The sequence below is a fragment of the Pseudarthrobacter sp. RHLT1-30-1 genome, assembly GCF_059383415.1.
Map to the genome: position 1 here is coordinate 44,826 of NZ_JBWZCG010000011.1, position 22,850 is coordinate 67,675.

Here is a 22,850-nt window from a genome sequence, read left to right on the forward strand (position 1 = left end):
ACTACTCGGGCTTCAACGGGAGGATTGAACCGAGGAGCGACTCGACACCAGATGAGCCGAACCGTGCCCTGATCGCGTCCGACGCCGTGGGGATGTCGACGCCCAGCTTCTCGACGACGCCTTGGGCGATCCTGGCGATGTAGTCCCACTGGGTACGTGTCTGGGTCTTGGTGGGGCGCTTCCACTCGCCTAGCGCCGCCGAGCGGATCGCGTCCGCCGACGCCTCGATCCGATCTTCGATGTCGGAGGGAGCTCCGGCAGAAGCAATCGCAACGCCAACCAGCGAGCCGACCAACTGGAGATCCTGCCACTTGCCGCTTTTGCCGTCCGCGCGGAACTTGTCTGGCCAGAGCTCATCGTGTGCCGCGTGGAGGTCCGCCGCCTGGGCGATCAAGCCGAACAGGTCGGCGATGCGGGCCATGTCGTGCAATGGGTGCGACTCGTCTTCCTGGACCTGTGCGAGCAGCAAATCGGTGTATCGAGCCGTTGAGGGCAGCAGCTTCCCCTGTGAGTCGCCCACCAGCACAGCAACGATCCATCCGAGCACTTTGGTGCGGCGATAACGTGCCTCGCCGAAGCCGTAGTCGCGGAGGGTTTTGCCAAGCTCGGCGACGCCCGGGACTCCGACGAGGGACGGTGCGACCTCAGCGATGCTGCTGCGCGCACTTACGTCGCCGGCCGCGACGAGTATCGCACGCGTGAGTTCGACATCGTGGTAGACCGCGTTGCGGATCTCCTCAGCGTTCAGGTGCATGCCTTGCCTGTTGTAGAGCTTGAACACCTCGTGAATTTGGCGCTGGGTAGTCTCCTCGTCGTACACGATCACCGGAACTCGGTACTTTGGCCTCTTCTCGAATAGACTGCTGATCGTCGCCTGCTGACCTGCGACGTTGACGACGCGGCCTTTGACCTGCGTGTAATACATGCCGCGCAGGGGCTCCAGTTCGGGACCTACGAGACCGCCCTTGGCATCGTTGCGGAGCTTAAATGGGAAGTAGTAGTCGTCCTCCAGCTTCGCGGACAGAGGCTCGCCCATGTACTGTTTCCACGCTCGACGGAACAGGGGGTAGTCCTCGGCGAACAGCTTGCGAAAGTCAGCCTTAGGGTGCATGCCAGCCGCCTCGTCGACCCTGGACAGTGCGACAGGGTGTTTGCCGACGAAGCGCAGGAGGGCGGTTAGCCGTTGCTTGCCATCAACGACTTCGTGCGGTGTATCCGGCCCGGTGCGGAGCAGGATGACCGACGGCAGCGGGATTCCTCGGATTACCGACTCGATGAGGGCCTGGCGGTCACCTGTCCGCCAAACGTCGCCGCGCTGGTACGAGGGGTTGAGGTTCAAGTCCGTGCCAGCCAGATCCGAGATCGGCCAGACGTCGGCCTCCGCCTTCACCGGCTCAGGGAAGACCTCTTCGGCAGTAGCATCCTCCTCGGCCGACCAGGCCTCGGTCCAACTTGCGGTCGCGGACGCCTGACTGCCACCCTCGGCTTCAAATTCGGCCAGGAAGGCTTGTTGGAGCCGAGCCGCGAGTTCGGCTCGCTCGCTTAGCCGTTCGAGCGCTGTCTCCGTCAACGTAGGCGTGCCATATGCTGACTCAATCCCCTCCGCCTGAGTCTCAAAGCCGAGAGCTTCGGCCAGGCTTGCGGCGAATGCCGCTGGATCGGAGGTCGACAAGTCTTCACTGAAGTGGAGCCAGCCCTGAACGTCCGCCAGATGAGACATCCATTCATCTGAGTCAAAGCTGACGGCGCCCGCGGGGAACTGGGCGCAGGGTTGAACACCCTTGGGCGTATCCGTTGCCTCAGACAGTTCGGCGAGCAGTTCGGCGATCCGGTCATGCAGTTGCTCACGCGAGTCTTCCTCAGGAAGGCCGTCCTCGGTCTCGTCGATGCTGTATGTCTCCATTAGGGACTCCTGTTCTCCACTGTTCTCCACGTCGATGGCCTATGCTGCCTGCGGGGGCGCCGCGCTCATCTTGGCCGCCTTGAGATCTACAAGCAACGGCTCGGCAATGGCCCTGACTACGCTCGCATTCACTGCGTTGCCAAGGGCCTTGTAGGCCTTGATGTCGCTCTCCGGCAGGTCGATGCCTCCCAGACTCTGCAATTCCGCGCACTCGCCCGGCGTCATATACCGACGCTTACCGGTGGGAGAGATGCTTGCCCCGAGGATCGGAACCTGCGTGATCGTCATCGCAATCAGGCTCGGCGCGGTCGTTGGCCGTTTCACCCGGATGCCGGAGGCGCGCACTTGTAAGACGTACTCGTCAATGTCGCGTACTCCGCCCTGAGCGTTCCACTCGAACTTCTGGAAACTGGACGGAAATTCCCACGGCTGCCACTTGTCCAGCCATGGCTCGATCCACTTTCGGTTGGTGAGAAAGAACTCGCGGTTCTGGCGGATGAATGTCTGCTTCCATGCCGGAAACTCCATATCGCCATCGCGGCGCGAGTGACTCGGGATGAGTTCACCCTGCTCTCGGGTGCTAAGCCTCTCGAGCGGGAAACCGAAAGAACCACTAAAGCCATCGAGTTCGCGTGGACCACTGCGGGCCCACGATTTCGGCGGGGTCGTGGTCTCGTACGGATAGGTCGCCCTGAACTCCATCGACCAGATCGGGAACGAGGGAAGCTTGACCTCAGCGGGTGAGCGGCGCAGGAAGTCGCCCCACATCTCGATTGCCCGCAAGGTCTGTTCGTGGATATTGCGCGAAGGCTCAGCGTCGGGGCGCAGTACCGAAGCGATGCTGGTCGTCCCTTCGAACTCCGTCGGCCATTCGAAAGCGTCGAGGCCGTCTAGCGATCCGACGAAGTAGGCCCGCTCCCTAACCTGCGGAATGCCGAACTGATGCGGAGAGAGACGGTGGACCTGAACCTCGTACCCCAGTTCTTCGAGCTTTGCCACGATCGTTGCTGCAGTCCGTCCGCCACGGTGCCGGAGGATGTTCGGGACATTCTCCAGGATCAAGCGGCGGGGACGCTTCACACGGAGGATGTCAAACACCTTGAAGAAGAGTCGGCCTTGCAAGGTGTGCTCGAAACCGAGTTGCTCACCTGCCTTCGAAAACGGCTGGCAGGGAAACCCAGCCGCGAGGACATCATGGTCCGGCACCGTTTGGGCGATCATCTCGTCGGAGTCCAGTTCGTTCACGTCATACCCCGGCGCGATGCCGAAGTTGTGCTCGTAGAGCGTGTTCAGGGTGGGTTCCCATTCGGCCGCGAATACGCCTTCGCCACCGAGGTCGCCGAGTGCGACGTGGAACCCACCGAGCCCCGCGAAAAGGTCGATAAATCGGAATCTGGCGTCGGGCTGGTCCACCGATCCCCTTTCGAGTTTGAAGTTGCAAGGTGTGAGTCTGCGCAACGCATGCCGCTCCACTCCGAAGCTCATCCGAGCCCCCTGCGAGTCAAAGTCGGAGCATCTCCGCCCGATTATGCAGGTCTCGTCCGGAAGCAGCTCGGCGCGGGCCACGAAGTGACCAGGCTTGCAGTCGCCCGTTGTACTCTAGCGAGGACGTGCGACATCAAGGGAATGCCGCGCCGAACACTGCTGGCAACACGGCTCGGATTATTGCGCGTCCGCTATCCGGCGCAGGCGCTTTGGCGCAGCTTCAAAAGACACAGCGTCCAGATTGCACGATTTTGCCAGGTCTCCGGGGAGCCGATATAGGCCAGGGCCCTTGGGCGAACCGAATTGGTAAAGCCTGTAGAGGTGGTACAGCTCTGGAGCGGCACGCGACACCCGGACTTCTCCTCGCGTGACGAAGAAGGGCACGTCAATGGCGTACTTGGTGGTCTTGACCTCGATCCACTTTTCGCGGCCTGAATGGTCAAAAGAAAGTACGTCATAGCCGAGGCCATCCCCTTTCGTTTGCGCCACGTGCTCAACGCGGTCTGCAAGTTTCGTTCGGCCGATGCTATAAAGAAAGGACTGCTCCCGCCTTGCCACGACTAACTCGCCCGCCAAGCCTAGCGCTCGGTTGGCTGCTTCCAGTTGGAGATAGTCTCGCCTAAAGGGCCGTGCCATTCCCCGGCCATGCAGAAGGTCCGTAATCACCTCGGGCGGCGCGTCAGCCTCCCGTGTGATGTCAATCGGCCCTAACGGCGCATCATCTGTGAGCCTAGACTCCAATATTTGATCCAGGTATTTTCTACGTCCTAGCTGTACTCGGCCAGGACGTTGGTTACATGTTGAAAGGGTGAAGACCTCTTAGGTTGGTGGTTACCACACACACCTAACGACTAAGAGGTCTTCATGGTCCACCGTAATGCCCGTCTGACTCCTGCCGGTAGAAGCATCCTTGTCCAGCGTGTTCTGGACGGCCGTCCCGTGGCCCATGTGGCGAAGGAAATGGGTGTTTCCCGCGCATGCGCCCACCGGTGGCTCAAGCGCTATGTCGAACACGGCTGGGCCGGGATGGAGGACCGATCCTCACGCCCACATTCGTGCCCGCATGCCACCCCCCAGGCGAAAATGGAGGACGTGCTCGCGGCGCGTAAGAAGCACCGCGAAGGCCCGGTCGAGCTGGCCGAACGCTGCAAGGTCCCGGCCCGCACCGTCTCGCGGATCATCGCCAGGGCCGGGCTGCCCCGGTTGTGGGAACTGGACCCGATCAGCGGCGAACGCATCCGCGCCGGCCGCGCCACCAACCACCGCTACGAACGCGACACCGCCGGAGAGCTGCTGCATATCGACGTCAAGAAACTCGGCGGCATAGCGAACGGCGGCGGCTGGCGGGTCCACGGCCGCAGCGAAGCCGTCAGAGGCCGCGGCATCGGATACGACTACGTCCACGTCGCCGTCGATGACCACCCCCGCCTGGCCTATGTCGAGGTCCTCCCCGATGAGAAAGGCCCGACCTGCGCGGCGTTCCTGACCAACGCCGCGGCGTTCATGGCCGCGAACGGGGCACCCGTTCGCGAAGTCATGACCGACAACGCCCTGGCCTACATCCGGTCCGCCGACTTCGCCAAGGCCATCGCGAATCTCGGCGCCAAACACCGGCGCACCAAACCGCGCAGCCCGTGGCAGAACGGCAAGGCCGAACGGTTCAACCGCACCCTCCAGGAAGGCTGGGCCTACAAGAACGCCTATGACTCCAGCGACCACCGCACACAGGCCCTCACGGGCTGGCTAGACTTCTACAACCACCGCCGCAACCACAGCGCCCTCGGAGGACGACCACCCATCAGCAGATGTAACCAACCTGCTGGCTGAGTACACCTAGCTCGCTAAGAACGGCCTCTACCAGACTGTGTTGATAATTTGCCAAGGGTGACAGGCCACGCAGGTGTGGGTAGCCGAGACCCACCAGCACTGCGCTGATGTTACTCATTTTGAATGATATTGATTTCAAGCTCCGCGAACGGAATTGTCCGGAAAGTTCGCGATATACATTGGCCTTGACGTATTTCTGCCCTTGCACGTCCATCACAAGGAGATCGAAATACTTAGACACTGTGACGCTAACTTCGTGGTCAGTCCACGGTTTTCCGGTCTCCCCCATAATCATGCTGCCAGGCTATAGCATCGTGCTCCCCATTCCGTGACTACGCCAGGCGACAGTCTCAGGGTTAGGTCATAGCCCCAATACTTTCCAATCACCCGCCTGCTACAACCCTCCTTTACAACGATCTGACAACCTCGCGGCCCGGCCGTCAGCATTCTGAGGGGACCAAGACTCCGAGCCCGCCTCAGCGGCAACTGTGGCACCCGCCCAGGGTCCCGTCGTCGTGCTGGCGCGACCTCGTTTACGAAACGCAACGCGATCCTCCACCCACCCCTTACTGTTGAACCTGCACCCAACGAAACCGTTTACGTAAACCGTTTTCCGAGACCGATTACGTAACGCGGATAGAAGACACTAGAGACAACCTCGGGGAGGAGGAACATTGGTCACCATCCGCGATGTCGCCAAGCACGCCGGCGTCTCCCCGGCCACCGTTTCTCGGGTTGTTAACGGTCTCGTCGGCTACTCCGACGAGACCAGAGTCCGCGTCGAAACTGCGGTCAAAAGTCTCAGCTACGAAACGGACTACCTCGCCCGCGGTCTCAAGACCCGGCAAACCTCCGTGATCGGGCTGCTCGCCCCCATGGTCTCCGACGCTCTGGCCTCCCAGGTTATGCAGGGCGTGGAGGAAGAGGCCCAGGAACGCGGCTACGCCGTGATGCTCGGCCGCACCGGTGCCAAGTCCGCCTACGACGCGACCCGTCACCTGCTGCGGCTCGGACACCGCCGCATCGGCCCCTGACCGGGGACCCGGCGTCGGTCCACGTTGCCCAGCCGCGCCAGCGCGGCTACCTCCGCGCCATGACCGAAGCCGGCTGCACCCCGGTCACCGCGACCGGAAGCTTCTTCTACGAAAGCGGGGCTCCCGGCGTCGACGACCTGCTGCAGCAGGAACCCGGCCTCACCGCGATCTTCGCGATGAGCGACGAGATGGGCGCCGCCGTCGTCAATGAACTGCAGCGGCGCGGGCTCCGGGTGCCGGAAGACGTCTCCGTCCTGGGCTTCGATGGCACCTCCACCTCCCTGCACGTGAACCCGCCGTTGAGCACCATGGCCCAGCCGCTCGAGGAAATGGGGCGGATGGCCGTGAAAAAGCTGCTCCGCTCCCGCGGCCTGGGGCCGAAGATCATGCCGCACCGGCTGATCGAGCGCGGTTCCACCGCGCCGCCCAGTCCAGCGCCGCCCAACCAACTAGCCCCGCCCGGAACCCCAGAACCCACCGGCTAAACCCCACAAACCACCGGCGGCGGCCGGCACTCCCGCGTGCCACAAACCAGGCAGCCGCCGCAGTTCCGCATGCACCAAACCACTCGCACCACCACACATAACAAGGAGCAATACATGAGGCAGCGCCGCCGCACCTGGCAGACTCTTCTCGCCACCACCGCATCCCTGACCGTCGCCGCCGTCGCCCTCACCGGCTGCGGCGGTACCGCCACGGAAGCGAAGAGCACCCCGAAGGCCACCGCCGCGTCCTTCGAGGGCAAGGGCCCCATCAACTACGTCTCCAACCGCGATGCCTCCGGTGCGGCGAACAAGAGCATCGAAGAGTGGAACGCCGCCCACCCGGAGGAGAAGGTCACGTTCATCGAACTGCCGGACTCCGCGGACCAGCAGCGCCAGCAGCTCATCCAGAACGCCCAGATCAAGTCGGGCACCTTCAGCGTGCTGAACCTGGACGTCGTCTGGACCTCCGAGTTCGCGGCCAACAAGTGGATCATGCCGCTGCCCGCGGACGCCGTCCCCACGGACAAGATGATCCCCGCCACGGTCAACGCCGCCACCTACCGTGATTCCCTGGTCGGCGCCCCGTACTACACCGACGGCGCACTGCTCTACTTCCGCTCGGACCTGCTCAATGCAGCCGGCATCGCCGCCGCGCCCAAGACCTGGGACGAAATGAAGACCGCCTGCAAGGCGATCCTGGCCCTCCCGGAGGCCGCGGGCATGTCCTGCTAAGCCGGCCAGTTCGACAAGAACGAGGCCCTGACGGTCAACTTCTCCGAAGCCGTCGCTTCCGCCGGCGGCCACATCGTCGACGCCGACGGCAAGCCCACGGTCAACACCGCCGAGGCCAAGAAGGGCCTGAACCTGCTGGTGGACGGCTTCAAGGACGGCATGTTCCCGTCCGACGCCATCACCTACCTTGAAGAGCAGGGCCGCCGCGCGTTCCAGGACAGCAAAGTGGTCTTCCTGCGCAACTGGCCCTTCGTCTACGCGTCCCTGACCGCCACCGACGGCTCCAGCAAAGTCAACGGCAAGTTCGACATCACCTCCATCCCGGGCACCGACGGCCCCGGCGTCTCCACCCTGGGCGGCCGCAGCCTGGCGATCTCCCCGTTCACCCCGAACAAGGCCAGCGCGCTGGAATTCGTCAAGTTCTTCACCAGCCAGGAGCAGGCGCAGAAGCGCCTCGCCCTGTCCTCCCGCGCCCCGGTCTACGGCGCCCTCTTCGAGGACCCCGCCGTCGTCGCCAAGCGCCCGTTCTTCCCCACCCTGCTGAAGTCGCTGAACAACGCCCAGCCCCGCCCCAAGGTGGTCCAGTACGGCGCCATCACCAAGGCGATCCAGGAAGAGGCCTACGCGGCCATCACCGGCAAGAAGGACACGGACACGGCCCTGAACGACATGCAGACCAAGCTCACCGAGCTGTCCAAGTAGTTCCAGGAATTCCCCAGCAGTTCAGACCACCCGCCTGGGGGGGGGGGGTGTTTCCGCCGGGCAGATACACCTCCAACCCAGATCGGTACACCCCATTACAAAAAATAAAACCCCCTGTTTGGCGGGCGGGTTCCTCCGGGGGGGCAAGACACGCTGCAACTCCAGTTAGGTACCCAGCATGACGACGACGACCGCCCCGCCCGCCGGCGCGCAGACCAGCACGCCCCAAGCAGGCAGCCTGCGCAGATGCGGCAAACGCTCCCCCGGCGAAGGCCGCATGGCCGCGATGCTGCTCTCCCCCACCATCTTTGTGCTGGCCCTGGTGATCGTGTACCCGCTGCTCTCCGCGGTGCACCAGTCCCTCTTCCGCGCCGAATCCGGCCTGGACGCGGACGGCTTCGTCTCCGACGTGGAATCCTTCGTGGGCCTGGCCAACTACGCCGACCTGTTCGTCGGCGAATCCGGCCGGCGCTTCCTGAACGCGTTCGCCAACACCACCTTCTTCACCGTCACCACGGTCTTCTTCGAGACCGTCCTGGGCCTCTGCCTGGCCCTGGCCATGAACCGCGCGTTCCGCGGCCGGTCCTTCCTGCGCGCCAGCATTCTGGTGCCATGGGCCGTGCCCACCGCCGTGTCCGGCCTGCTGTGGCGCTGGATCTTCCAGTCCGACGGCATCGCCAACACCCTGCTCGGCAGCGAAATCCTCTGGACCGCCGAGGGCAACGCCTCCAAGCTCGCCGTCATCATCGCCGAGGTCTGGAAGACCGCCCCGGTCATCGGCCTGCTGGTCCTCGCCGGCATGCAGGTCATCCCCGGCGAAGTGTACGAGGCCGCCCGGATCGACGGCGCCGGCTGGTGGCGCCAGCTCGGCTCCATCACCCTCCCGCTGGTCAAGCCCACCCTGCTGGTGGCCGTGCTGTTCCGCATGCTCGACGCGCTGCGCATGTTCGACCTGCCCTTCGTGCTGATCGGCCCCGGCAAGGAATCCGTGGAAACCCTCTCGATGCTGGCCTGGGACGAGTCCAACCAGCTGCGCTACGGCGCCGCCTCCGCGTTCGCCGTCATGCTCTTCCTGTACGTCGCCGTCGTCGCGATCGTGTTCGTGAAGGTGCTCGGCGCCGACGTCACCGGCGCCAAGGAACTGAAGCTGCTGTCGAAGAAGCCCGCCCGGAAGAACCGCATCGCGGCAAACCAGACACAGGCGACCGCTGACCAGAAGAAGGCCGAGGCCACCCGATGACTATCTCCGACCTCCGCAACGCCGCGGCCGACTCCGGCGCCGCCGCCGTCTCCTCGAACGGCACCGCCGACGCCCCGCCGTCGAACCGGCCCAAAGCCAAGCGCACCTGGCGTTCCTACAGCGTCTACGCCGGGCTGGCCCTGATCTTCGCCTACTGCCTGGCCCCGTTCTCGCTGGAAAACTACGCCAAGGTGTTCGACGGCTCCACGATGTTCGGCCAGGCGCTGCTCAACTCGCTGATCGTTGCCGGCACCACCACCACGTTCGCGCTGGTCCTGGGCGTGTTCGCCGCCTACGCCATCTCCCGGCTGAACTTCCGCTTCAAGTCCCTGATCCTCGGCGTCATCATCGCTACCTCGATGTTCCCCGGCATCTCCGTTGTAGTGCCTCTGCTGCACCTCTTCACGGACATCGGCTGGATCAACACCTATCAGGCGATGATCGTGCCGAACCTGTCCTTCGCGATTCCGCTGGCGGTCTGGAACCTCACCACCTTCATGAAGGCGCTGCCGTTCGACCTCGAAGAGGCCGCGATGATCGACGGCTGCACCAAGTGGCAGGCGTTCCGCCGGGTGCTGCTGCCGCTCGCAGCGCCGGGTGTCTTCACCACCGCGATCCTGACGTTCATCCACAGCTGGAATGAGTTCATCATCGCGCTGTCGATGATCAACGATCCGAAGATCCAGACCGCCACTGTGGCGATCTCTAAGTTCACCGGCGCCACCGAATTCCAGGCGCCCTTTGGCGAGCAGATGGCTGCCGGTGTGATCGTAACCGTCCCGCTCGTGATCAAGGTGCTGATCTTCCAGCGCCGGATCGTCGAAGGCCTCACCGCCGGCGCCAGCAAATGAGCCCTCTTGAATCGACGGCTCCGGAGCCTGCCAATGAGTGGTGGCAGTCCGCCGTGATCTACCAGGTCTATCCGCGCTCCTTCGCCGACGGCGACGGCGACGGCGTGGGCGACCTCGCCGGGCTGATTGCCCGGCTGCCGTACATCGCCTCCCTCGGCGTCGACGGCATCTGGATGACCCCGTTCCAGCCCTCCCCGCAGCTGGACCAGGGCTACGACGTGTCTGACTACTGCGGCGTGGACCCGCTGTTCGGCACCATGGAGCAGTTCGATACGTTGCTGGAACTGGCACACTCGCTGGGCTTGCGCATCCTGCTCGACGTCGTCCCCAACCACTGCTCCTCGGAGCACCCGCTGTTCCAAGCGGCCCTCGCGGCCGCCCCGGGGTCGCCGGAACGGGACATGTTCCACTTTGTCGAAGGCCTCGATGCCAAAACGCCGCCGAACAACTGGCAGAGCGTCTTCGGCGGCCGCGCCTGGAGACGCGCCACCCCCGGCTCGGCGACCGACACGGACTGGTACCTGCACCTGTTCTCGGCCGGGCAGCCGGACTGGAACTGGCGGAACCCCGCCGTCGGCGACTACTACGACGGCGTGCTGCGCTTCTGGTTCGACAAGGGCGTGGACGGGCTCCGGATCGACGTCGCCCATGCGCTGTTCAAGGCCGAGGGCCTGCCGGACTCACCCTCCACCGGCGGGGTGGTGGACGGGCTGCAGTCCAACCCGCAGGTCTCGGACCAGGAGGAAGTCCACGAGGTGTACCGCCGCTGGCGCACCCTGGCCGAGAAGTACGCGCCGCACAGGCTGCTCGTGGGCGAGGTCAACCTGGAACCGGCCCGCGCCGCACGCTACACCCGCGCCGATGAAATGCAGCAGGCCTTCGCCTTCGCGTTCGTGAAGCTCGGCTGGGATCCGGTGGCCTGGGCCGCGGCCGGGAACGAGCTCGAAGCCGCCCGCCGGCTGCACGGCGCGACCCCGACGTGGGCGCTGGAGAACCACGACATCGTCCGGTCCGTGACCCGCTTCGGCGGCGGCGAGATCGGCGTCCTGCGCGCCCGGGCCGCGCTGGTGGCGCTGCTGGGGTTGCCCGGCCCGGCTTATTTGTACCAAGGGCAGGAGCTCGGGCTGCCCGAGGTCGACGTCCCGCTCGCGGCCCGGGTGGACCCGATGTGGGCCCGCGGCGGCGTCTGCCGCGACGGCGCCCGGGTGCCGCTGCCGTGGACCGCGGACGCGGCGCTGAACCACGGCTTCTCCCTGACGGAGCCGGCTGCGGAACCCTGGCTTCCGCAGCCCGCGGACTGGGGCACCCACGCGATCGAGCTCCAGCAGCAGGACCCGGAGTCCCAGCTGGCGCTGGTCACTCGAGCGCTGGAGCTGCGCCGGAAGCTGTGGACGACCGACGTCTTCGGCCCGAACGACGGCGGCACCTGGCGCGTTGAGCCCGGCAACCTGCTGGTCTGCGAACGCAGCGCCGACTTCTTCGTCGCCGTCGCCATGGGCACCGGACCGGTGCAGCTGCCGGCCGGATCCGTCGTGCTCAGCGCTGTCCCGTTGGTGGAGGACGGCTGGCTCCAGCCGAACAACGCCGCGTGGGTACTGCGGGACTGAGCTGACCAGCCACACGAAGTCCAGTCCACGAACCCCGTTGCGCTATCACTTGTAGCTGCTCTCAGCGCTCAGAACGCCCATAAATGATATCACAACGGGAAGTGGGCGGACCATCGGCTCCTCGGCGGATGGCCCGCTGGCCGCCGTGCCGGCACGGGTCCGCTGGCCATGGCCGACGTCGCGGCTTAGAAAACCGGCTCATCAGCTTTTTGGCGTGGCGTCCTTCAAATGAAGGGCTCGTCTCGGGTGCGGTGGAGCATGGGCTGGCGCCCAGGTCGGACTGACTCGTGCAACTGCCGAGCTGGTCGCCATGATGGCCAGCGGGGCAGAGACTGCAAGGACGCGCCCGGCAAGACCGGACGCGCCCTTCAGTGCCCCGAAGCCGCGAGTCGGTTCAGGCGAGTGAACTAGTCGACGAGCGCCGGCTGCTTGTGACCCTCTGAAGCGTCAACAGAAACCCCAACCTTCCTCCGCTGGTGCAGCCAGTTCGCCACCGCCAGCAGCGCCACAAGCGAGAAGGTGCTCAGCAGCTGGGGGCGTGAGTCCTCGCCGATGAAGCCCACCGTGAAGATCGCCGCGAGGATGAGCAGGCCAAAGCCCGTCAGCCACGGGAAGCCGGGCATCCGCAGGGGAAGCTCCGTCCCCTCGCGGTCGGCGCGGAGCCGCAGCGCGAGCTGGGCCAGGAGCGCGGACGTCCACACCAGCAGGCAGGTCGAGCCCACAATGTTGAGCAGGACGGGAAGGACCTTCTCGGGGAACGCCAGCTCCAGCCCGACCGTGACAACGCCGAAGGCGACGCTGGCGAGGACTGCGATAACCGGGACCCGCGCCTTGGACACCGATGCGAGCAGGCGCGGCGCGTCGCCGCGCTCGGCGAGGGAGAACGCCATCCGGGAGGCGCCGTAAAGGTTGGCGTTGAGCGCGGAGAGCAGTGCCACCACGGCCACCAGGGTGATGGCGGTGGCTGCGCCGGGCATGCCGGCGGCGTCCAGTACCGCCGCGAACGGGCTCTTCAGCCCCGCCGAACCCACGGGAACCACGGCCGCAATAATGAAGATGGAACCGATGTAGAACACCAGGATGCGCCACAGCACCGTACGGACCGCTTTCTTCACGCTGCGGGCCGGCTCGGCGGTCTCAGCTGCCGCCACGGAGACAATCTCGGTGCCGCCGAACGCGAAGGCCACCACGAACAGTGCCGTGGCAATCCCGGCGAAACCGCTGGGTGCGAATCCGGCACCGGTGAAGTTGGACAGGCCCGGCGACTGCACGCCCGGAAGCCAGCCGAAGAGCAGGGCTGCGCCCACCAGCAGGAACCCGAGGATTGCTGCCACCTTGAGCAGGGCGAACCAGAACTCGAACTCGCCGAAGTTCTTCACACTGGTGAGGTTCACGGCGGTGAGCAGCACGATGAACACGAAGGCCATCAGCCACACCGGCAGGGCCGGGAAGATGGTGGCCAGCAGGCCTGCCGCGCCGAGCGCTTCGGCGGCGATGACCACCACGAGCTGCAGCCACCAGAGCCAGCCCACCGTGGCACCGGCCACCGGCCCGTAGGCCTTGGCGGTATAGACGGAGAAGGCTCCGCTGTCCGGGTTGGCGGCGGCCATCTCGCCGAGGGCCCACATCACCAGGATGATGAGGGTGCCGGCCACGAGGTAGGAGATCAGCACGGCCGGGCCGGCGGCCTGGATGCCGGCCCCGGAGCCGATGAAGAGGCCCGCACCGATGGCGCTTCCCAGGCCCATCATGGTGAGCTGGCGGGGTTTGAGTGTGGCGCCGAGCGGGCGGCCAGACGTCTTTGTCTGTTGTTCCATGGAGAGTCCTCTGGTTGTGGAACGGATTGATAAGGGTCAGAAAGTTCCTAGGCTGCGTGGGCTTCCAAAACCCGGAGCACGCGGTTGTTGGCGGCGGGGCCGGCAACGCTGATCCGCACCCCGTCACCCGGGTAGGCCCGGACCATGATGCCCGCGCGGTCAAACGCATCCACGAGCCTTGCCTGGCGGCTCTCATCCGCACGGATCCACAGGAAGTTTCCCTGGCTCGGCGGCAGCTTCCAGCCCTGGGCTTCGAGCTGCGCGGCCATCCGGGCGCGCTCCTGCTTGACTGCGGCCACCCGGGTTTCCATCTCCGCGCCGGCGTCCAGCGACGCGACGGCGGCCTTCTGGGCCAGCGCGCTCACGGCGAAGGGAAGGGCGGTCCGGCGCAGCCCCTCAGCGATGGCCGGCGCCGCCACGGCGTAGCCCACGCGCAGGCCGGCGAGGCCGTAGGCCTTGGAGAAGGTGCGCAGGATACAGACGTTGGGGTACCGGCGGTAAAGCGCCAGGGAATCGGGGCCGCTGCCCGCTTCGGCGTACTCCACGTAGGCCTCGTCGATCACCACGAGGATGTCGGAACGGACAGAGCGCAGGAAAGCCTCGATGCGCTCGTGGCTGATTGGCACGCCGGTCGGGTTGTTGGGGGTGCAGAGCAGGATCACCTTCGTGCGGGCGGTGACGGCTGCGGCCATGGCATCGAGGTCGTGGCCTTCAAAGGTGTCCAGCGGAACGCGGACCGGCCGGGCGCCGGCCAGCTCCACCAGGAGGGGGTACGCCTCGAAGGAGCGCCAGGCGAAGATCACTTCATCCCCGGCATCGCACAGGCCGGTGATGATCTGCTGGAGGACGCCCACGCTGCCGGGTCCCACCGCGACCTCTCCGGCGGTGACGCCGAAGTGGCTGGCGATCCGTTCACGGAGTTCGACGGCGGAACTGTCGGGGTAGCGGTTCATGGTACCGGCCGCTGCGGCCACCGCGGCGGCGGCAGCGGGCAGCGGCTCGTAGTGGCTTTCGTTGCTGGCAAGGGCGGCAATGTCCAGGCCGGCGCTGCGCCGGCCCGGGACGTAGGGCGGGAGGCCGGACACAGCGCCACGCAGGGCGGGGAGTGTTGCGTCCGGTGCGGTGAGGAGCTGATCACGGGTCATGAGGACTGATCATGGGTGTGACTCCGCCCACAATGCAAGGTACGCTCAACCCATTGGGACTTCTGCTCAACTTCTACTGTCTCTGGTGAAAATGTGACCACCCCGCACCCCCGCACCCTGGATTCACTCGACGGCAGGATCATCCTGGCCCTGGACAAGGATCCGGAGGCCAGCGCCCTGGCACTCTCCCGGACACTCGGCGTCGCGCGGAACACGGTCCACGCCCGGCTGGCACGGCTCGAGCGCAGCGGGGCCCTCCGCTCCTTCAGCCGGCGGCTGGATCCCGCCGCACTCGGCTATGGCCTGATGGCCTTCCTCTCCCTGTCCATCAGCCAGACCCGGACAGGTGCGGTGGAGGACGGGCTCGCCGCGATCCCGGAGGTCATCGAGGTGCACGCCACCACCGGAGACGCGGACCTCATGGCCAAGGTGGTGGCACGCGGCACGGCGGATCTTTATCGCATCACCAACCAGATCCTGGAAATCGAGGGGATTCAACGGACCAGCACGGCCATCTCCGTGCTGGAACTCATGCCGCCCCGCTACGACGGCCTGCTGAGCCGGCTCTCCGAGCAGCAGGGGCCCCACACCGCAGGCTAAGTGCGGGTGACGCAGGCCACAATTGGTCATATTTTCAATCAGGCCTCTTGTGACTGCCAAATCTTCTAGCCAAACATGACTCCCTTGCCTATCTGAGAACCAGCGCACAAGATTTCTGCATGACTACTCTCACCGTGTCCGGCCGCGTGGCGCAGATTCTCAGCAGCCATCTCAGCGATGTCTTCGGCGTCATGGGCAACGGAAACGTCTACTTCCTGGACGCCGCGGAAAAGCTGGGCCTCCGCTTCTCCGCCGTCCGCCATGAAGGCGCCGCCATCGCCGCGGCCGACGCCTACTACAGGACGTCGGGACGTCTCGCCGCGGGCACCACCACCTATGGCCCCGGCTACACCAATGCACTGACCGCCCTCGCCGAGGCGGTCCAGGCGCAGATCCCCGTCGTGCTGGTCACCGGGGACGCCCCCACCACCGGCGCCCGGCCCTGGGACGTGGACCAGGCGGCCATCGCCGCAGGCCTCGGCGCCGCCACGTTCACCGTCACCCGCGACGCCGCGGGTTCCATCACCCGGCAGGCGGTGGAGTACGCACTCACCAAGCGCACCGCCGTCGTGATTGCCATCCCCTACGACCTCGCGGCCCTCGAGGCTGCGGACGAGGAACTTCCGGCGGCACCGGCACGAATGGTGACGGACGACGTCGACGCCGGCCTTGGGCAGGTAGCCCGCCTGCTCGCCGGGGCGAAGCGGCCCCTGATCCTCGCTGGCCGCGGCGCGCACCTTGCCGGAGCCGGCCCGGAGCTGCGGGAGCTCGCCGACCGCCTCGGCGCCGTGACCGCCGGAACCGCCCTGGCGCTCAACCTCCTCGAAGGCGAGGGATACCTCGGCGTGGCGGGCGGCTTCGGCACGGACACCGCAGCCGGGCTCATGGGTGAGGCCGATGTGGTCCTCGTGGCCGGGGCAAGCCTGAGCGCCTTCACCATGCGGTTCGGGCATCTGCTCGGCCCGGACAGCACCGTCGTCCAGATCGACACCGCCCTGCAGCCGACGCACCCGCGGGTGGATACGTTCGTCAGCGCGGACGCGAAGTCTGCGGCCGGACACCTCCTGCGGATGCTGGAGGGCGCGGCCTCGCCGGACGCCGGCCGTGGCGGAGCGTGGCGCGCGGAAGCCCGGAAACGGCTGGCCGAAGGACCGGCCCACCACCCGGGCTCCGAGGAGACCGCGGACGGCCGGCTGGACCCGCGTTCCCTGGCCACCGCGTTGGACGCCGTGCTGCCGGCGCGGCGCACGGTGGTCCAGGACGGCGGGCACTTCCTCGGCTGGGCACCGATGTACTGGAACATCCCGCGGCCCCAGGACCTGGTGATGGTGGGGACCGCGTACCAGACCATCGGGCTGGGCCTCGCCAGCGCCGTCGGGGCAGCCCGCGCCGTGGAGGACGGCCGCACCCTGGTGCTGGCCTCCGGCGACGGCGGTTTCCTGATGGGCCTGTCCGACCTCGAATCGCTCATCGGCGCGGCAACCAGCGCCGTCGTGGTGATCTACAACGACGCCGCCTACGGCGCCGAAATCCACCAGTACGGCTCCCAGGGCCTGACCGAAAAGCCCATGCTGATCCCTGAGGTGGACTTCAGCGGCGTCGCCCGCGCTTTGGGTGCCGAGTCCGCGATCATCCGCTCCTTGTCCGACCTTTCCGCGTTGCAGGACTGGATCAATGCCGGCGCCAAGGGAACCTTTGTGGCCGACTGCCGGATCACCGCCAGCGTCCGGGCCCCGTGGCTGAGCGAATGGATGGAGGCCTCGCGGGCGGCGAAGGCGGCGGTGGCCGGCTAACGGAATTCACAGGTCCGCGGCCTACCATGTTCCGCATGAAGGCTGCCCGGGACGCACGCTCTGCCGCCGTTGTGATCAACGCCGGATCACGCCGAGGGGCGGCCCACGAACTTGCCGTGGACGCGATGCGAAAGGCAGGCGTACCAATCTCCGCCGTGCACCGCGTGCTGTCCGGGGCAGACCTGGCCGGGACGCTTGATCGGGTGCTTGCGAACGGGCACGACCTAATGGTTGTCGGCGGCGGCGACGGGACTGTCTCCTACGCCGCCGGCCGGATTGCCGGCAGCAACGTTATGCTCGGCGTTCTTCCACTGGGCACCGCCAACGACTTCGCCCGCACGCTGGAGATACCGAACAATCTGGCCGAGGCGTGCGCCACCGTCGCCGAAGGCAAGGTGGTGGACATCGACCTCGGCCGGGCCAACGGTGAGCCGTTCCTCAACGTCGCATCCGTGGGCCTCTCGGTGGCGGTTACCGAAGCGCTCAGCCCCCGCTTGAAGCGGTACATCGGGCCATTGGCCTACAGCATCGCCACGCTTCGGGCTTATGCCCGACACAAGCCGTTTCGGGCCCGCCTCGAGTTCCCGGAGGGCGACCACCAGCCGCTGGTGCTCGAGGATCTGCTTCAGGTGGCGGTCGGCAACGGCCGACATTACGGCGGCGGCAACACGGTCTCCCCCACCGCAGGGATCGATGACCACATCCTTGACATCTACGCAATTCTGGCCGGCCCGCTCCGGGAGCATGTGAGTATCGCACGGTTGCTCAAGGACGGAAGCTTCATCGAACACGACCGGGTCTACCACCTGACCACCAGACGTGTCCGACTGGTCACCGACCAGCCGCTGCCGGTGAACCTCGACGGCGAGATCGCGACCACCACGCCCGCCGACTTCACCGTCCAGCGCAACGCCGTCCACGTCGTGGTGCCCCAGAGCAGCACTAGCGCATTGTTCGACGGACCGGGCGCTGCGAACTGGCCGGCGAAAAGCTCACCACCCCCTGCTCCCTGAGCCACGAGTACAGGCGAGCGAATCCCAGCGCTACGCCATGGGCTGGTTCGCCCGGCCGCCGGTGGAGTCCGCCAATCCCGCAGCACCGCCCGCCCCAGCTGAGACGTTGCCTCTGCTCCTGGAGCACCGGGGGAACGGGGCAAATAGCCACACCTACCTGGCGGTGGTTCCGTCCGCCGCTTTGGCGTCGCGCTGGCCATCAACGGCAATGACGCCGCTGCCCAGTCACTGCTGAAAGCGATCGACACCAACCTCATGCCGACTCTCCACGGCCCCCCGCCGGTACACGAGGACTGGCTTCAGCGCTCAAGCTGCGCGGTCGCGCTCGGGCTGCTGCTGGCGCAGCTGCTGAGCCTGATACTCTCGCTCCGGTTCCTATTGCAGCGAAGTGTCCCTGCCCGAAAGCTGCGGGTTCCCCTGGCCTGGGCCGACGCGGCCCTCGCCCTCGATGGGTTTGCGATTTGGCTCTGCCTCATCTTCGCCCCCGCCCGGTTCGACATCAATCCATCGTCCGCCAGTTTCCCGACGTCGGCCTCACGCTGGCGCCGGTTCTGATCCTGGCGATCATGTGGCCGGTCCCTCGGACAGTGTGCTTGCTGGTGAGGATGCGCGCCCCGCGGTTGGCGCTCCGAGCGGGTACTGACCCCCTGCCGCGGCTTGCTCGCCGGTGGCGGCACCGCCGGAGCTCCACGGGCACCGTAGATAGACTGCACTAGTACGTGACCCTCGACTTTTAGGAGAAGTTCATGAGCTACAGCGGAAGTCAGTCCGAGAAGCCGGTAGCAGCCGGTGACCTGGACCGCAGCCACATCGGTCAGACAGTGAGCTTTCAGGCGAACGATTTCACCGTTGTCTTCGGAACAATCTCCGGCGTTGCCCGGACCGACGCCATGGTTTACCTGTCTCTTCAGGGCGTGGGCGGCGGCACTCATCTGAAGGACGAGTACGACCTCCCTGTAAGTCAGAACGTCTATCTCCAGATGGATCCCCTCAGCACCGCCGGCAAAACCCTCGCCGACGCGGAACGGGTCATCAAGGAGAAGTTCGACGAGATCAAGAAGAACCTCCGGGATCGGGAACAGAAACCCGGTTCCGAGTAACCTGGATCCAACCAGCGAGGAACCCCGCAGTGCCCGGCACTGCGGGGTTCCTCTGTTTGTCACTGGGCCCAGGGTGACGCCCCTAAGATGAGACATGGACTTTGAGGACACGCTCTGGACGGTTTTGGGCGCCGGGCTGGTTCTCCTGATGCTCGTCGACGTCTTCCGTACGCTGCTTTATCCCCACGGTTCAGGTCCCGTGGGCCGGGCGATCATGCGTGGATTCTGGCTGGTATCGAGAAAACTGCGGGGCCGGGGCTCCTTCATCGCAGCCCCCTGGCCATGGCCGCTGTCATTGGCACCTGGGCGGCCCTCGCGGCCATCGGCTGGGCCCTGCTGTACCTGCCCCATCTGCAGGCGGGCTTTATTCATGGAGTCGGGGTGCCGCGGGAGGGCGACTTCGCCGAGGCGCTCTACATCTCCCTGGTCACGCTTTCCACGGCGGGGTTCGGCGAGATCGTGCCGGCGTATCCGCTACTGAGGCTGGTTGTGGCCCTCGAGGCCGTCACCGGTTTCGGGTTGCTGACGGCAACGGTGACCTGGATTCTGCAGATGTACCCGGCCCTGAACCGCCGCCGGGCCCTTGCCCACGAGCTGAACCTGTTCAGGGAGGCCGCGGGTCCTGCAGGTGTACTGTCCCCCGATCCCCGGCATGCTGCCGGGCTGCTGGAGTCAATGGCTGGGAACGTGGCGTTGGTGAGCATAGATCTGCTTGCGTTCCACGAGACCTATTACTTCCGCGAAGTCGAGCAGCGCGGCTCTTTGCCGGCCACAGTCGCCTACGCCCAGAATTTGGCATCCCAGGCCCAGCGCAGCGAGAACTCTGAACTCCAGTTCGCCGGACGGATGCTCCACGCGGCCCTGGACTCACTCGCGGACGTCCTTCGCGGCAAGTTCGGCCATTCAGGAACGACCTCTACGGATGTGTTTGACAGCTACGAGCTGCACTACCGACACCTACGGGGTGGGGAAGTAGGCACGAATTAGCGTGCGGGTAGCCGCTGCTGCGTACCCTGCCGCTCTGACCGTGCTCGTTGCCCTCTCCAGCGAAAGAGCACGGGCTGAAGCTGCCCACGGCATAAAAGTTCGAGGGCTGATGCGCACCGATTTCCAGGTCCCGCGTTCTAATCTCTCGTAGCCAGCTGAAACCGGCTCCGGCTTTGAAGGCCGGAGCCGGTCCCCGTCGGCTTCACTGACGGCGTCGTCGATGCATCGCGGCGTGCCGGTGCCAGACTCCGACTTAGACGCGCTGGGAGATGTTGAGGATATTGCCCTCGCTGTCCAGGAACCAGGCAGACTTCCCCCAGTCAGCGGTAGCGACGCCGTTCTCCGTCTTCAGGCCGGGGAAATCGTAATCTTCAAAGACGACGCCGCGGCCGCGCAGTTCTTCCATTTCTTGTTCGAGATTGTCCGTTTCCCAGCCCATCTGGGTGTTCTTGGCTGTCCCTGCATTCTCTGTCTGGTAGACGAGGAAGCCCGTTCCTTGGCCGCAGCTATACTTCACCGTGCCCTCCTCCATGGAATCGGAGGGTTCCATTCCCATCTTGTCCCGGTAGAACTCCTTCGCCCTGTTGATGTCCTTCGCGGGGAGGACAGCGATGATGTTTGAATCCTTGAGCATGATGATTCCCTTCAGTGCGTTGATGATCGCAGCGATGGCGTTGCTCCCCCGGTTTGGGTCCCCGGAAGTCTTGTCCGGAGCCCGTGACCACCCCTTGCGCCGAGCCGGGGCAGCCACCTGGAACTCTTCATCGCCGCGCCACCCATCACCAGCGCGAGGGGTCCCCGAAGCTTATGTGGCCATTATGGACTGATTTGGACCTGCGGAAATAGGGGTGAACGATGTTTCGGTTCACGATGGGCCCCGGTCTCCCAACGGGGCTGCCAGCCTTACAATTCCGCTGTCCGCAGGGCGTTCCCGCTGCCTTTAGCGTCTCTTGCCCGCTTCGGTGACGGTGACGGTGAACGAGGCATCCAATTTCACTGTCGCCGATGTCCCGTCGGCCTTCCGGATATGTGCCTCGTAGGCAGCCCCCTCCGCATCGGTTTCGACGCGGACTATGGTCGCCCCAGGGTTGGCGGCCTTCGCCGCCGCTTCCACACGGGCGGCAATGTCGCCCGTCAGCAGCTGCTCGGTGATGCCGTTGGCTTGGTGGCTACCCTTGTGCGGGGAAGCAGACTGTGTTGTGGAGGTCGCTGCGCCGTCCGGAGCGGCCATTGCGAGATACATGCCGCCGCCGGCGAGGGCGGCAGTTAATGCTGCACCCGCTGCGACGTTTTGAACTGTTTTCATCCCTAGCTCCTGACTTCTGCGATCAGGCCCATCGGTGCTTTCGCTGACCGCTGTATCGTCCTGGCCATCGCGTCCCAGCAACGCCCCGCGCGGGTGGATCCAGACAGTGTGGATTCTACGCAGTTGTCAGGGCGGCGACTAGGAGCATTCACGACCATGGTTTTCCCGGGTTGGTACAGTCCGTCCCGCCGCCGTGGTTCGACTCACCCCTGCGTCTTCTGGCTACCGTGCCGCTCTCTCCATAAACGTGGAAAACAGGGCCGCCAATGGCGGGCCGGCGATCGCCAGAAGTCCTGCGAGCACAACGGCCGAAAGCAGTGCGACGATAACCCACACCCTCACGCCTCCGCGCGCTGGGTGGTCGTCACCGGCGAGGTCCCTCTGGGACCTCAACGGCACGACGGCGGCCGGCCCGGGCACCATGCCGACCGCCCAGGCCAGAAGAGTCATGATGATCCTGCTGTTCTTCACGTTGCCCTCTTTCCCGTACCTCGCAGCACCTCGGCCGATGCGCCGCCCGTGCCTCGCATTCTCGTCCAGCGTGCTTGGGTCTTCCTAGAGCCAATGGCCCCTTCCCCTGCGCGCACCCCTGACGGCCGACGCCTTGGCGGGCATCGCCGTCGCCGCGCCAAACGCCGAAGCCGGCCCCGCGCCGTCGTCGAACGCTGCCGTCACGGCAATACCCGGCGCCATCCCCTTACAAGAGCGTTCGCAGCATGCCAGAGTGGAACAATGGATGCGGAAACTGGCGGGCTGGTCCTGAACCTGGAATGCGTACTCGATGCTCCCCCGGAGGAAGTCTTCGGGATGCTGACGGAGCCGGACGAACTGGTGAAGTGGTGGGGTCCGCACGGCTTCACCATTCCCTCAGCCGAGCTGAACCTTACGGAAGGTGGCAGCTACGGGTTCCGCATGACGCCACCGGAGGGCGAACCGTTCCACCTCTCGGGCGAGTTCCTGGAGATCGATCCTCCATGGCGTCTGGTGTACACCTTCCGCTGGGAGGAACCGACCCCAGACGACCGGGAGACCGTCGTCGACCTCTCCCTCGGGAGTACCGGCGAAGCCACGCGCCTGCTGCTCTCGCAGGGACCGTTCCTGACGGAAGAACGGCTGAACCTGCACCGCACCGGATGGACCGAGTCGTTCGAGAAACTGGAGTCGGTACTGAACAGCCGCACCTGAGCCACCTTGATCGTCGGGGCTCCGACTTAAGCTGGTCG

At 65.6% G+C, this 22,850-nt stretch carries 22 protein-coding genes and 1 pseudogene; 14 read left to right on the top strand and 9 right to left on the bottom strand.

Annotated elements, in window-relative coordinates; translation table 11 throughout:
- Position 1: 1 nt before the first annotated feature.
- The 3 genes from AC50YM_RS09915 to AC50YM_RS09925 form a co-directional block, all read right to left on the bottom strand.
- Positions 2-1,903, bottom strand: a complete 1,902-nt coding sequence (locus AC50YM_RS09915) for a GmrSD restriction endonuclease domain-containing protein (protein ID WP_494956778.1) — start codon at positions 1,901-1,903, stop codon at positions 2-4.
- A gap of 39 nt (positions 1,904-1,942) precedes the next feature.
- Positions 1,943-3,388 (bottom strand): DNA cytosine methyltransferase, encoded by a 1,446-nt coding sequence (locus tag AC50YM_RS09920; protein WP_494956779.1) that lies wholly within the window; start codon positions 3,386-3,388, stop codon positions 1,943-1,945.
- 177 nt (positions 3,389-3,565) lie between these two features.
- Positions 3,566-4,024, bottom strand: a complete 459-nt coding sequence (locus AC50YM_RS09925) for a protein NO VEIN domain-containing protein (protein WP_494956780.1) — start codon at positions 4,022-4,024, stop codon at positions 3,566-3,568.
- A 228-nt stretch (positions 4,025-4,252) separates the two neighbouring features.
- On the opposite strand from AC50YM_RS09925, the gene AC50YM_RS09930 reads away from it, so the two are divergent.
- Positions 4,253-5,215, top strand: a complete 963-nt coding sequence (locus AC50YM_RS09930) for an IS481 family transposase (protein ID WP_494956781.1) — start codon at positions 4,253-4,255, stop codon at positions 5,213-5,215.
- Here the strand turns inward: AC50YM_RS09930 and AC50YM_RS09935 are convergent.
- Positions 5,187-5,510 (bottom strand): hypothetical protein, encoded by a 324-nt coding sequence (locus tag AC50YM_RS09935; RefSeq protein ID WP_494956782.1) that lies wholly within the window; start codon positions 5,508-5,510, stop codon positions 5,187-5,189. The two genes, AC50YM_RS09930 and AC50YM_RS09935, sit on opposite strands and share 29 nt — an antisense overlap.
- Before the next feature lie 379 nt (positions 5,511-5,889).
- On the opposite strand from AC50YM_RS09935, the gene AC50YM_RS09940 reads away from it, so the two are divergent.
- The 6 genes and pseudogenes from AC50YM_RS09940 (at position 5,890) to AC50YM_RS09965 (ending at position 11,866) form a co-directional block, all read left to right on the top strand.
- Positions 5,890-6,249, top strand: a complete 360-nt coding sequence (locus AC50YM_RS09940; protein WP_494956783.1) for a LacI family DNA-binding transcriptional regulator — start codon at positions 5,890-5,892, stop codon at positions 6,247-6,249.
- 59 nt (positions 6,250-6,308) lie between these two features.
- Positions 6,309-6,734: a substrate-binding domain-containing protein gene (locus AC50YM_RS09945; protein ID WP_494956784.1), complete on the top strand. Its 426-nt coding sequence runs from the start codon at positions 6,309-6,311 to the stop codon at positions 6,732-6,734.
- A 114-nt stretch (positions 6,735-6,848) separates the two neighbouring features.
- Positions 6,849-8,168: pseudogene (locus AC50YM_RS09950) on the top strand (ABC transporter substrate-binding protein).
- Between the two features lie 178 nt (positions 8,169-8,346).
- Positions 8,347-9,408 (top strand): carbohydrate ABC transporter permease, encoded by a 1,062-nt coding sequence (locus AC50YM_RS09955; protein ID WP_494956785.1) that lies wholly within the window; start codon positions 8,347-8,349, stop codon positions 9,406-9,408.
- A complete protein-coding gene (locus tag AC50YM_RS09960) occupies positions 9,405-10,259 on the top strand; it encodes a carbohydrate ABC transporter permease (protein WP_494956786.1) in 855 nt (284 codons plus the stop codon). The genes AC50YM_RS09955 and AC50YM_RS09960 overlap by 4 nt, the downstream gene beginning before the upstream one ends.
- Positions 10,256-11,866, top strand: coding sequence for an alpha-amylase family glycosyl hydrolase (locus AC50YM_RS09965; RefSeq protein WP_494956787.1), 1,611 nt, complete (start codon positions 10,256-10,258; stop codon positions 11,864-11,866). Before AC50YM_RS09960 ends, AC50YM_RS09965 begins: the two co-directional genes overlap by 4 nt.
- A 407-nt stretch (positions 11,867-12,273) precedes the next feature.
- Here the strand turns inward: AC50YM_RS09965 and AC50YM_RS09970 are convergent, their stop codons facing one another.
- Both AC50YM_RS09970 and hisC read right to left on the bottom strand, forming a co-directional pair.
- Entirely contained in the window at positions 12,274-13,683 is a 1,410-nt protein-coding gene (locus AC50YM_RS09970) for an amino acid permease (RefSeq protein ID WP_494956788.1), read from the bottom strand.
- A 47-nt stretch (positions 13,684-13,730) separates the two neighbouring features.
- Positions 13,731-14,828 carry a histidinol-phosphate transaminase gene (gene hisC, locus AC50YM_RS09975; protein WP_494956789.1) on the bottom strand — a complete coding sequence of 366 codons (1,098 nt, stop codon included), beginning with the start codon at positions 14,826-14,828 and terminating at the stop codon, positions 13,731-13,733.
- Positions 14,829-14,921: 93 nt separating this feature from the next.
- On the opposite strand from hisC, the gene AC50YM_RS09980 reads away from it, so the two are divergent.
- From AC50YM_RS09980 to AC50YM_RS10005, 6 genes are all read left to right on the top strand, one after another.
- Positions 14,922-15,428, top strand: a complete 507-nt coding sequence (locus tag AC50YM_RS09980) for an Lrp/AsnC family transcriptional regulator (protein WP_494956790.1) — start codon at positions 14,922-14,924, stop codon at positions 15,426-15,428.
- A 119-nt stretch (positions 15,429-15,547) separates the two neighbouring features.
- Positions 15,548-17,221, top strand: a complete 1,674-nt coding sequence (locus AC50YM_RS09985) for a thiamine pyrophosphate-binding protein (RefSeq protein WP_494956791.1) — start codon at positions 15,548-15,550, stop codon at positions 17,219-17,221.
- 35 nt (positions 17,222-17,256) lie between these two features.
- On the top strand, positions 17,257-18,234 hold the full coding sequence (locus AC50YM_RS09990) for a lipid kinase (RefSeq protein ID WP_494956792.1): 978 nt from the start codon (positions 17,257-17,259) through the stop codon (positions 18,232-18,234).
- Between the two features lie 255 nt (positions 18,235-18,489).
- Complete coding sequence (locus AC50YM_RS09995; RefSeq protein ID WP_494956793.1) at positions 18,490-18,789, top strand: hypothetical protein; 300 nt, start codon at positions 18,490-18,492, stop codon at positions 18,787-18,789.
- 191 nt (positions 18,790-18,980) lie between these two features.
- A complete protein-coding gene (locus tag AC50YM_RS10000) occupies positions 18,981-19,334 on the top strand; it encodes a hypothetical protein (protein WP_494956794.1) in 354 nt (117 codons plus the stop codon).
- A gap of 282 nt (positions 19,335-19,616) precedes the next feature.
- Positions 19,617-20,321, top strand: a complete 705-nt coding sequence (locus AC50YM_RS10005) for a potassium channel family protein (protein WP_494956795.1) — start codon at positions 19,617-19,619, stop codon at positions 20,319-20,321.
- Positions 20,322-20,574: 253 nt separating this feature from the next.
- On the opposite strand, the gene AC50YM_RS10010 is transcribed toward AC50YM_RS10005, so the two are convergent.
- From AC50YM_RS10010 to AC50YM_RS10020, 3 genes are all read right to left on the bottom strand, one after another.
- The gene (locus AC50YM_RS10010; protein WP_494956796.1) at positions 20,575-20,955 is read right to left on the bottom strand and encodes a VOC family protein; all 381 of its coding nucleotides are present in this window, start codon (positions 20,953-20,955) and stop codon (positions 20,575-20,577) included.
- A 306-nt stretch (positions 20,956-21,261) separates the two neighbouring features.
- Positions 21,262-21,627, bottom strand: a complete 366-nt coding sequence (locus AC50YM_RS10015; RefSeq protein WP_494956797.1) for a hypothetical protein — start codon at positions 21,625-21,627, stop codon at positions 21,262-21,264.
- A gap of 222 nt (positions 21,628-21,849) precedes the next feature.
- On the bottom strand, positions 21,850-22,098 hold the full coding sequence (locus AC50YM_RS10020) for a hypothetical protein (RefSeq protein WP_494956798.1): 249 nt from the start codon (positions 22,096-22,098) through the stop codon (positions 21,850-21,852).
- 261 nt (positions 22,099-22,359) lie between these two features.
- On the opposite strand from AC50YM_RS10020, the gene AC50YM_RS10025 reads away from it, so the two are divergent.
- On the top strand, positions 22,360-22,812 hold the full coding sequence (locus tag AC50YM_RS10025; RefSeq protein ID WP_494956799.1) for an SRPBCC family protein: 453 nt from the start codon (positions 22,360-22,362) through the stop codon (positions 22,810-22,812).
- Positions 22,813-22,850 lie beyond the last annotated feature (38 nt).

Bases quoted from the DNA above. Each gene is read 5' to 3' on its own strand.
- AC50YM_RS09915 (WP_494956778.1), bottom strand. From the start codon at position 1,903: ATGGAGACATACAGCATCGACGAGACCGAGGACGGCCTTCCTGAGGAA.
- AC50YM_RS09920 (WP_494956779.1), bottom strand. From the start codon at position 3,388: ATGAGCTTCGGAGTGGAGCGGCATGCGTTGCGCAGACTCACACCTTGC.
- AC50YM_RS09925 (WP_494956780.1), bottom strand. From the start codon at position 4,024: ATGGCACGGCCCTTTAGGCGAGACTATCTCCAACTGGAAGCAGCCAAC.
- AC50YM_RS09930 (WP_494956781.1), top strand. From the start codon at position 4,253: ATGGTCCACCGTAATGCCCGTCTGACTCCTGCCGGTAGAAGCATCCTT.
- AC50YM_RS09935 (WP_494956782.1), bottom strand. From the start codon at position 5,510: ATGATTATGGGGGAGACCGGAAAACCGTGGACTGACCACGAAGTTAGC.
- AC50YM_RS09945 (WP_494956784.1), top strand. From the start codon at position 6,309: ATGACCGAAGCCGGCTGCACCCCGGTCACCGCGACCGGAAGCTTCTTC.
- AC50YM_RS09955 (WP_494956785.1), top strand. From the start codon at position 8,347: ATGACGACGACGACCGCCCCGCCCGCCGGCGCGCAGACCAGCACGCCC.
- AC50YM_RS09960 (WP_494956786.1), top strand. From the start codon at position 9,405: ATGACTATCTCCGACCTCCGCAACGCCGCGGCCGACTCCGGCGCCGCC.
- AC50YM_RS09965 (WP_494956787.1), top strand. From the start codon at position 10,256: ATGAGCCCTCTTGAATCGACGGCTCCGGAGCCTGCCAATGAGTGGTGG.
- AC50YM_RS09970 (WP_494956788.1), bottom strand. From the start codon at position 13,683: ATGGAACAACAGACAAAGACGTCTGGCCGCCCGCTCGGCGCCACACTC.
- hisC (WP_494956789.1), bottom strand. From the start codon at position 14,828: ATGACCCGTGATCAGCTCCTCACCGCACCGGACGCAACACTCCCCGCC.
- AC50YM_RS09985 (WP_494956791.1), top strand. From the start codon at position 15,548: ATGACTACTCTCACCGTGTCCGGCCGCGTGGCGCAGATTCTCAGCAGC.
- AC50YM_RS09990 (WP_494956792.1), top strand. From the start codon at position 17,257: ATGAAGGCTGCCCGGGACGCACGCTCTGCCGCCGTTGTGATCAACGCC.
- AC50YM_RS09995 (WP_494956793.1), top strand. From the start codon at position 18,490: ATGCCGACTCTCCACGGCCCCCCGCCGGTACACGAGGACTGGCTTCAG.
- AC50YM_RS10000 (WP_494956794.1), top strand. From the start codon at position 18,981: ATGAGCTACAGCGGAAGTCAGTCCGAGAAGCCGGTAGCAGCCGGTGAC.
- AC50YM_RS10005 (WP_494956795.1), top strand. From the start codon at position 19,617: ATGGCCGCTGTCATTGGCACCTGGGCGGCCCTCGCGGCCATCGGCTGG.
- AC50YM_RS10010 (WP_494956796.1), bottom strand. From the start codon at position 20,955: ATGCTCAAGGATTCAAACATCATCGCTGTCCTCCCCGCGAAGGACATC.
- AC50YM_RS10015 (WP_494956797.1), bottom strand. From the start codon at position 21,627: ATGAAAACAGTTCAAAACGTCGCAGCGGGTGCAGCATTAACTGCCGCC.
- AC50YM_RS10025 (WP_494956799.1), top strand. From the start codon at position 22,360: ATGGATGCGGAAACTGGCGGGCTGGTCCTGAACCTGGAATGCGTACTC.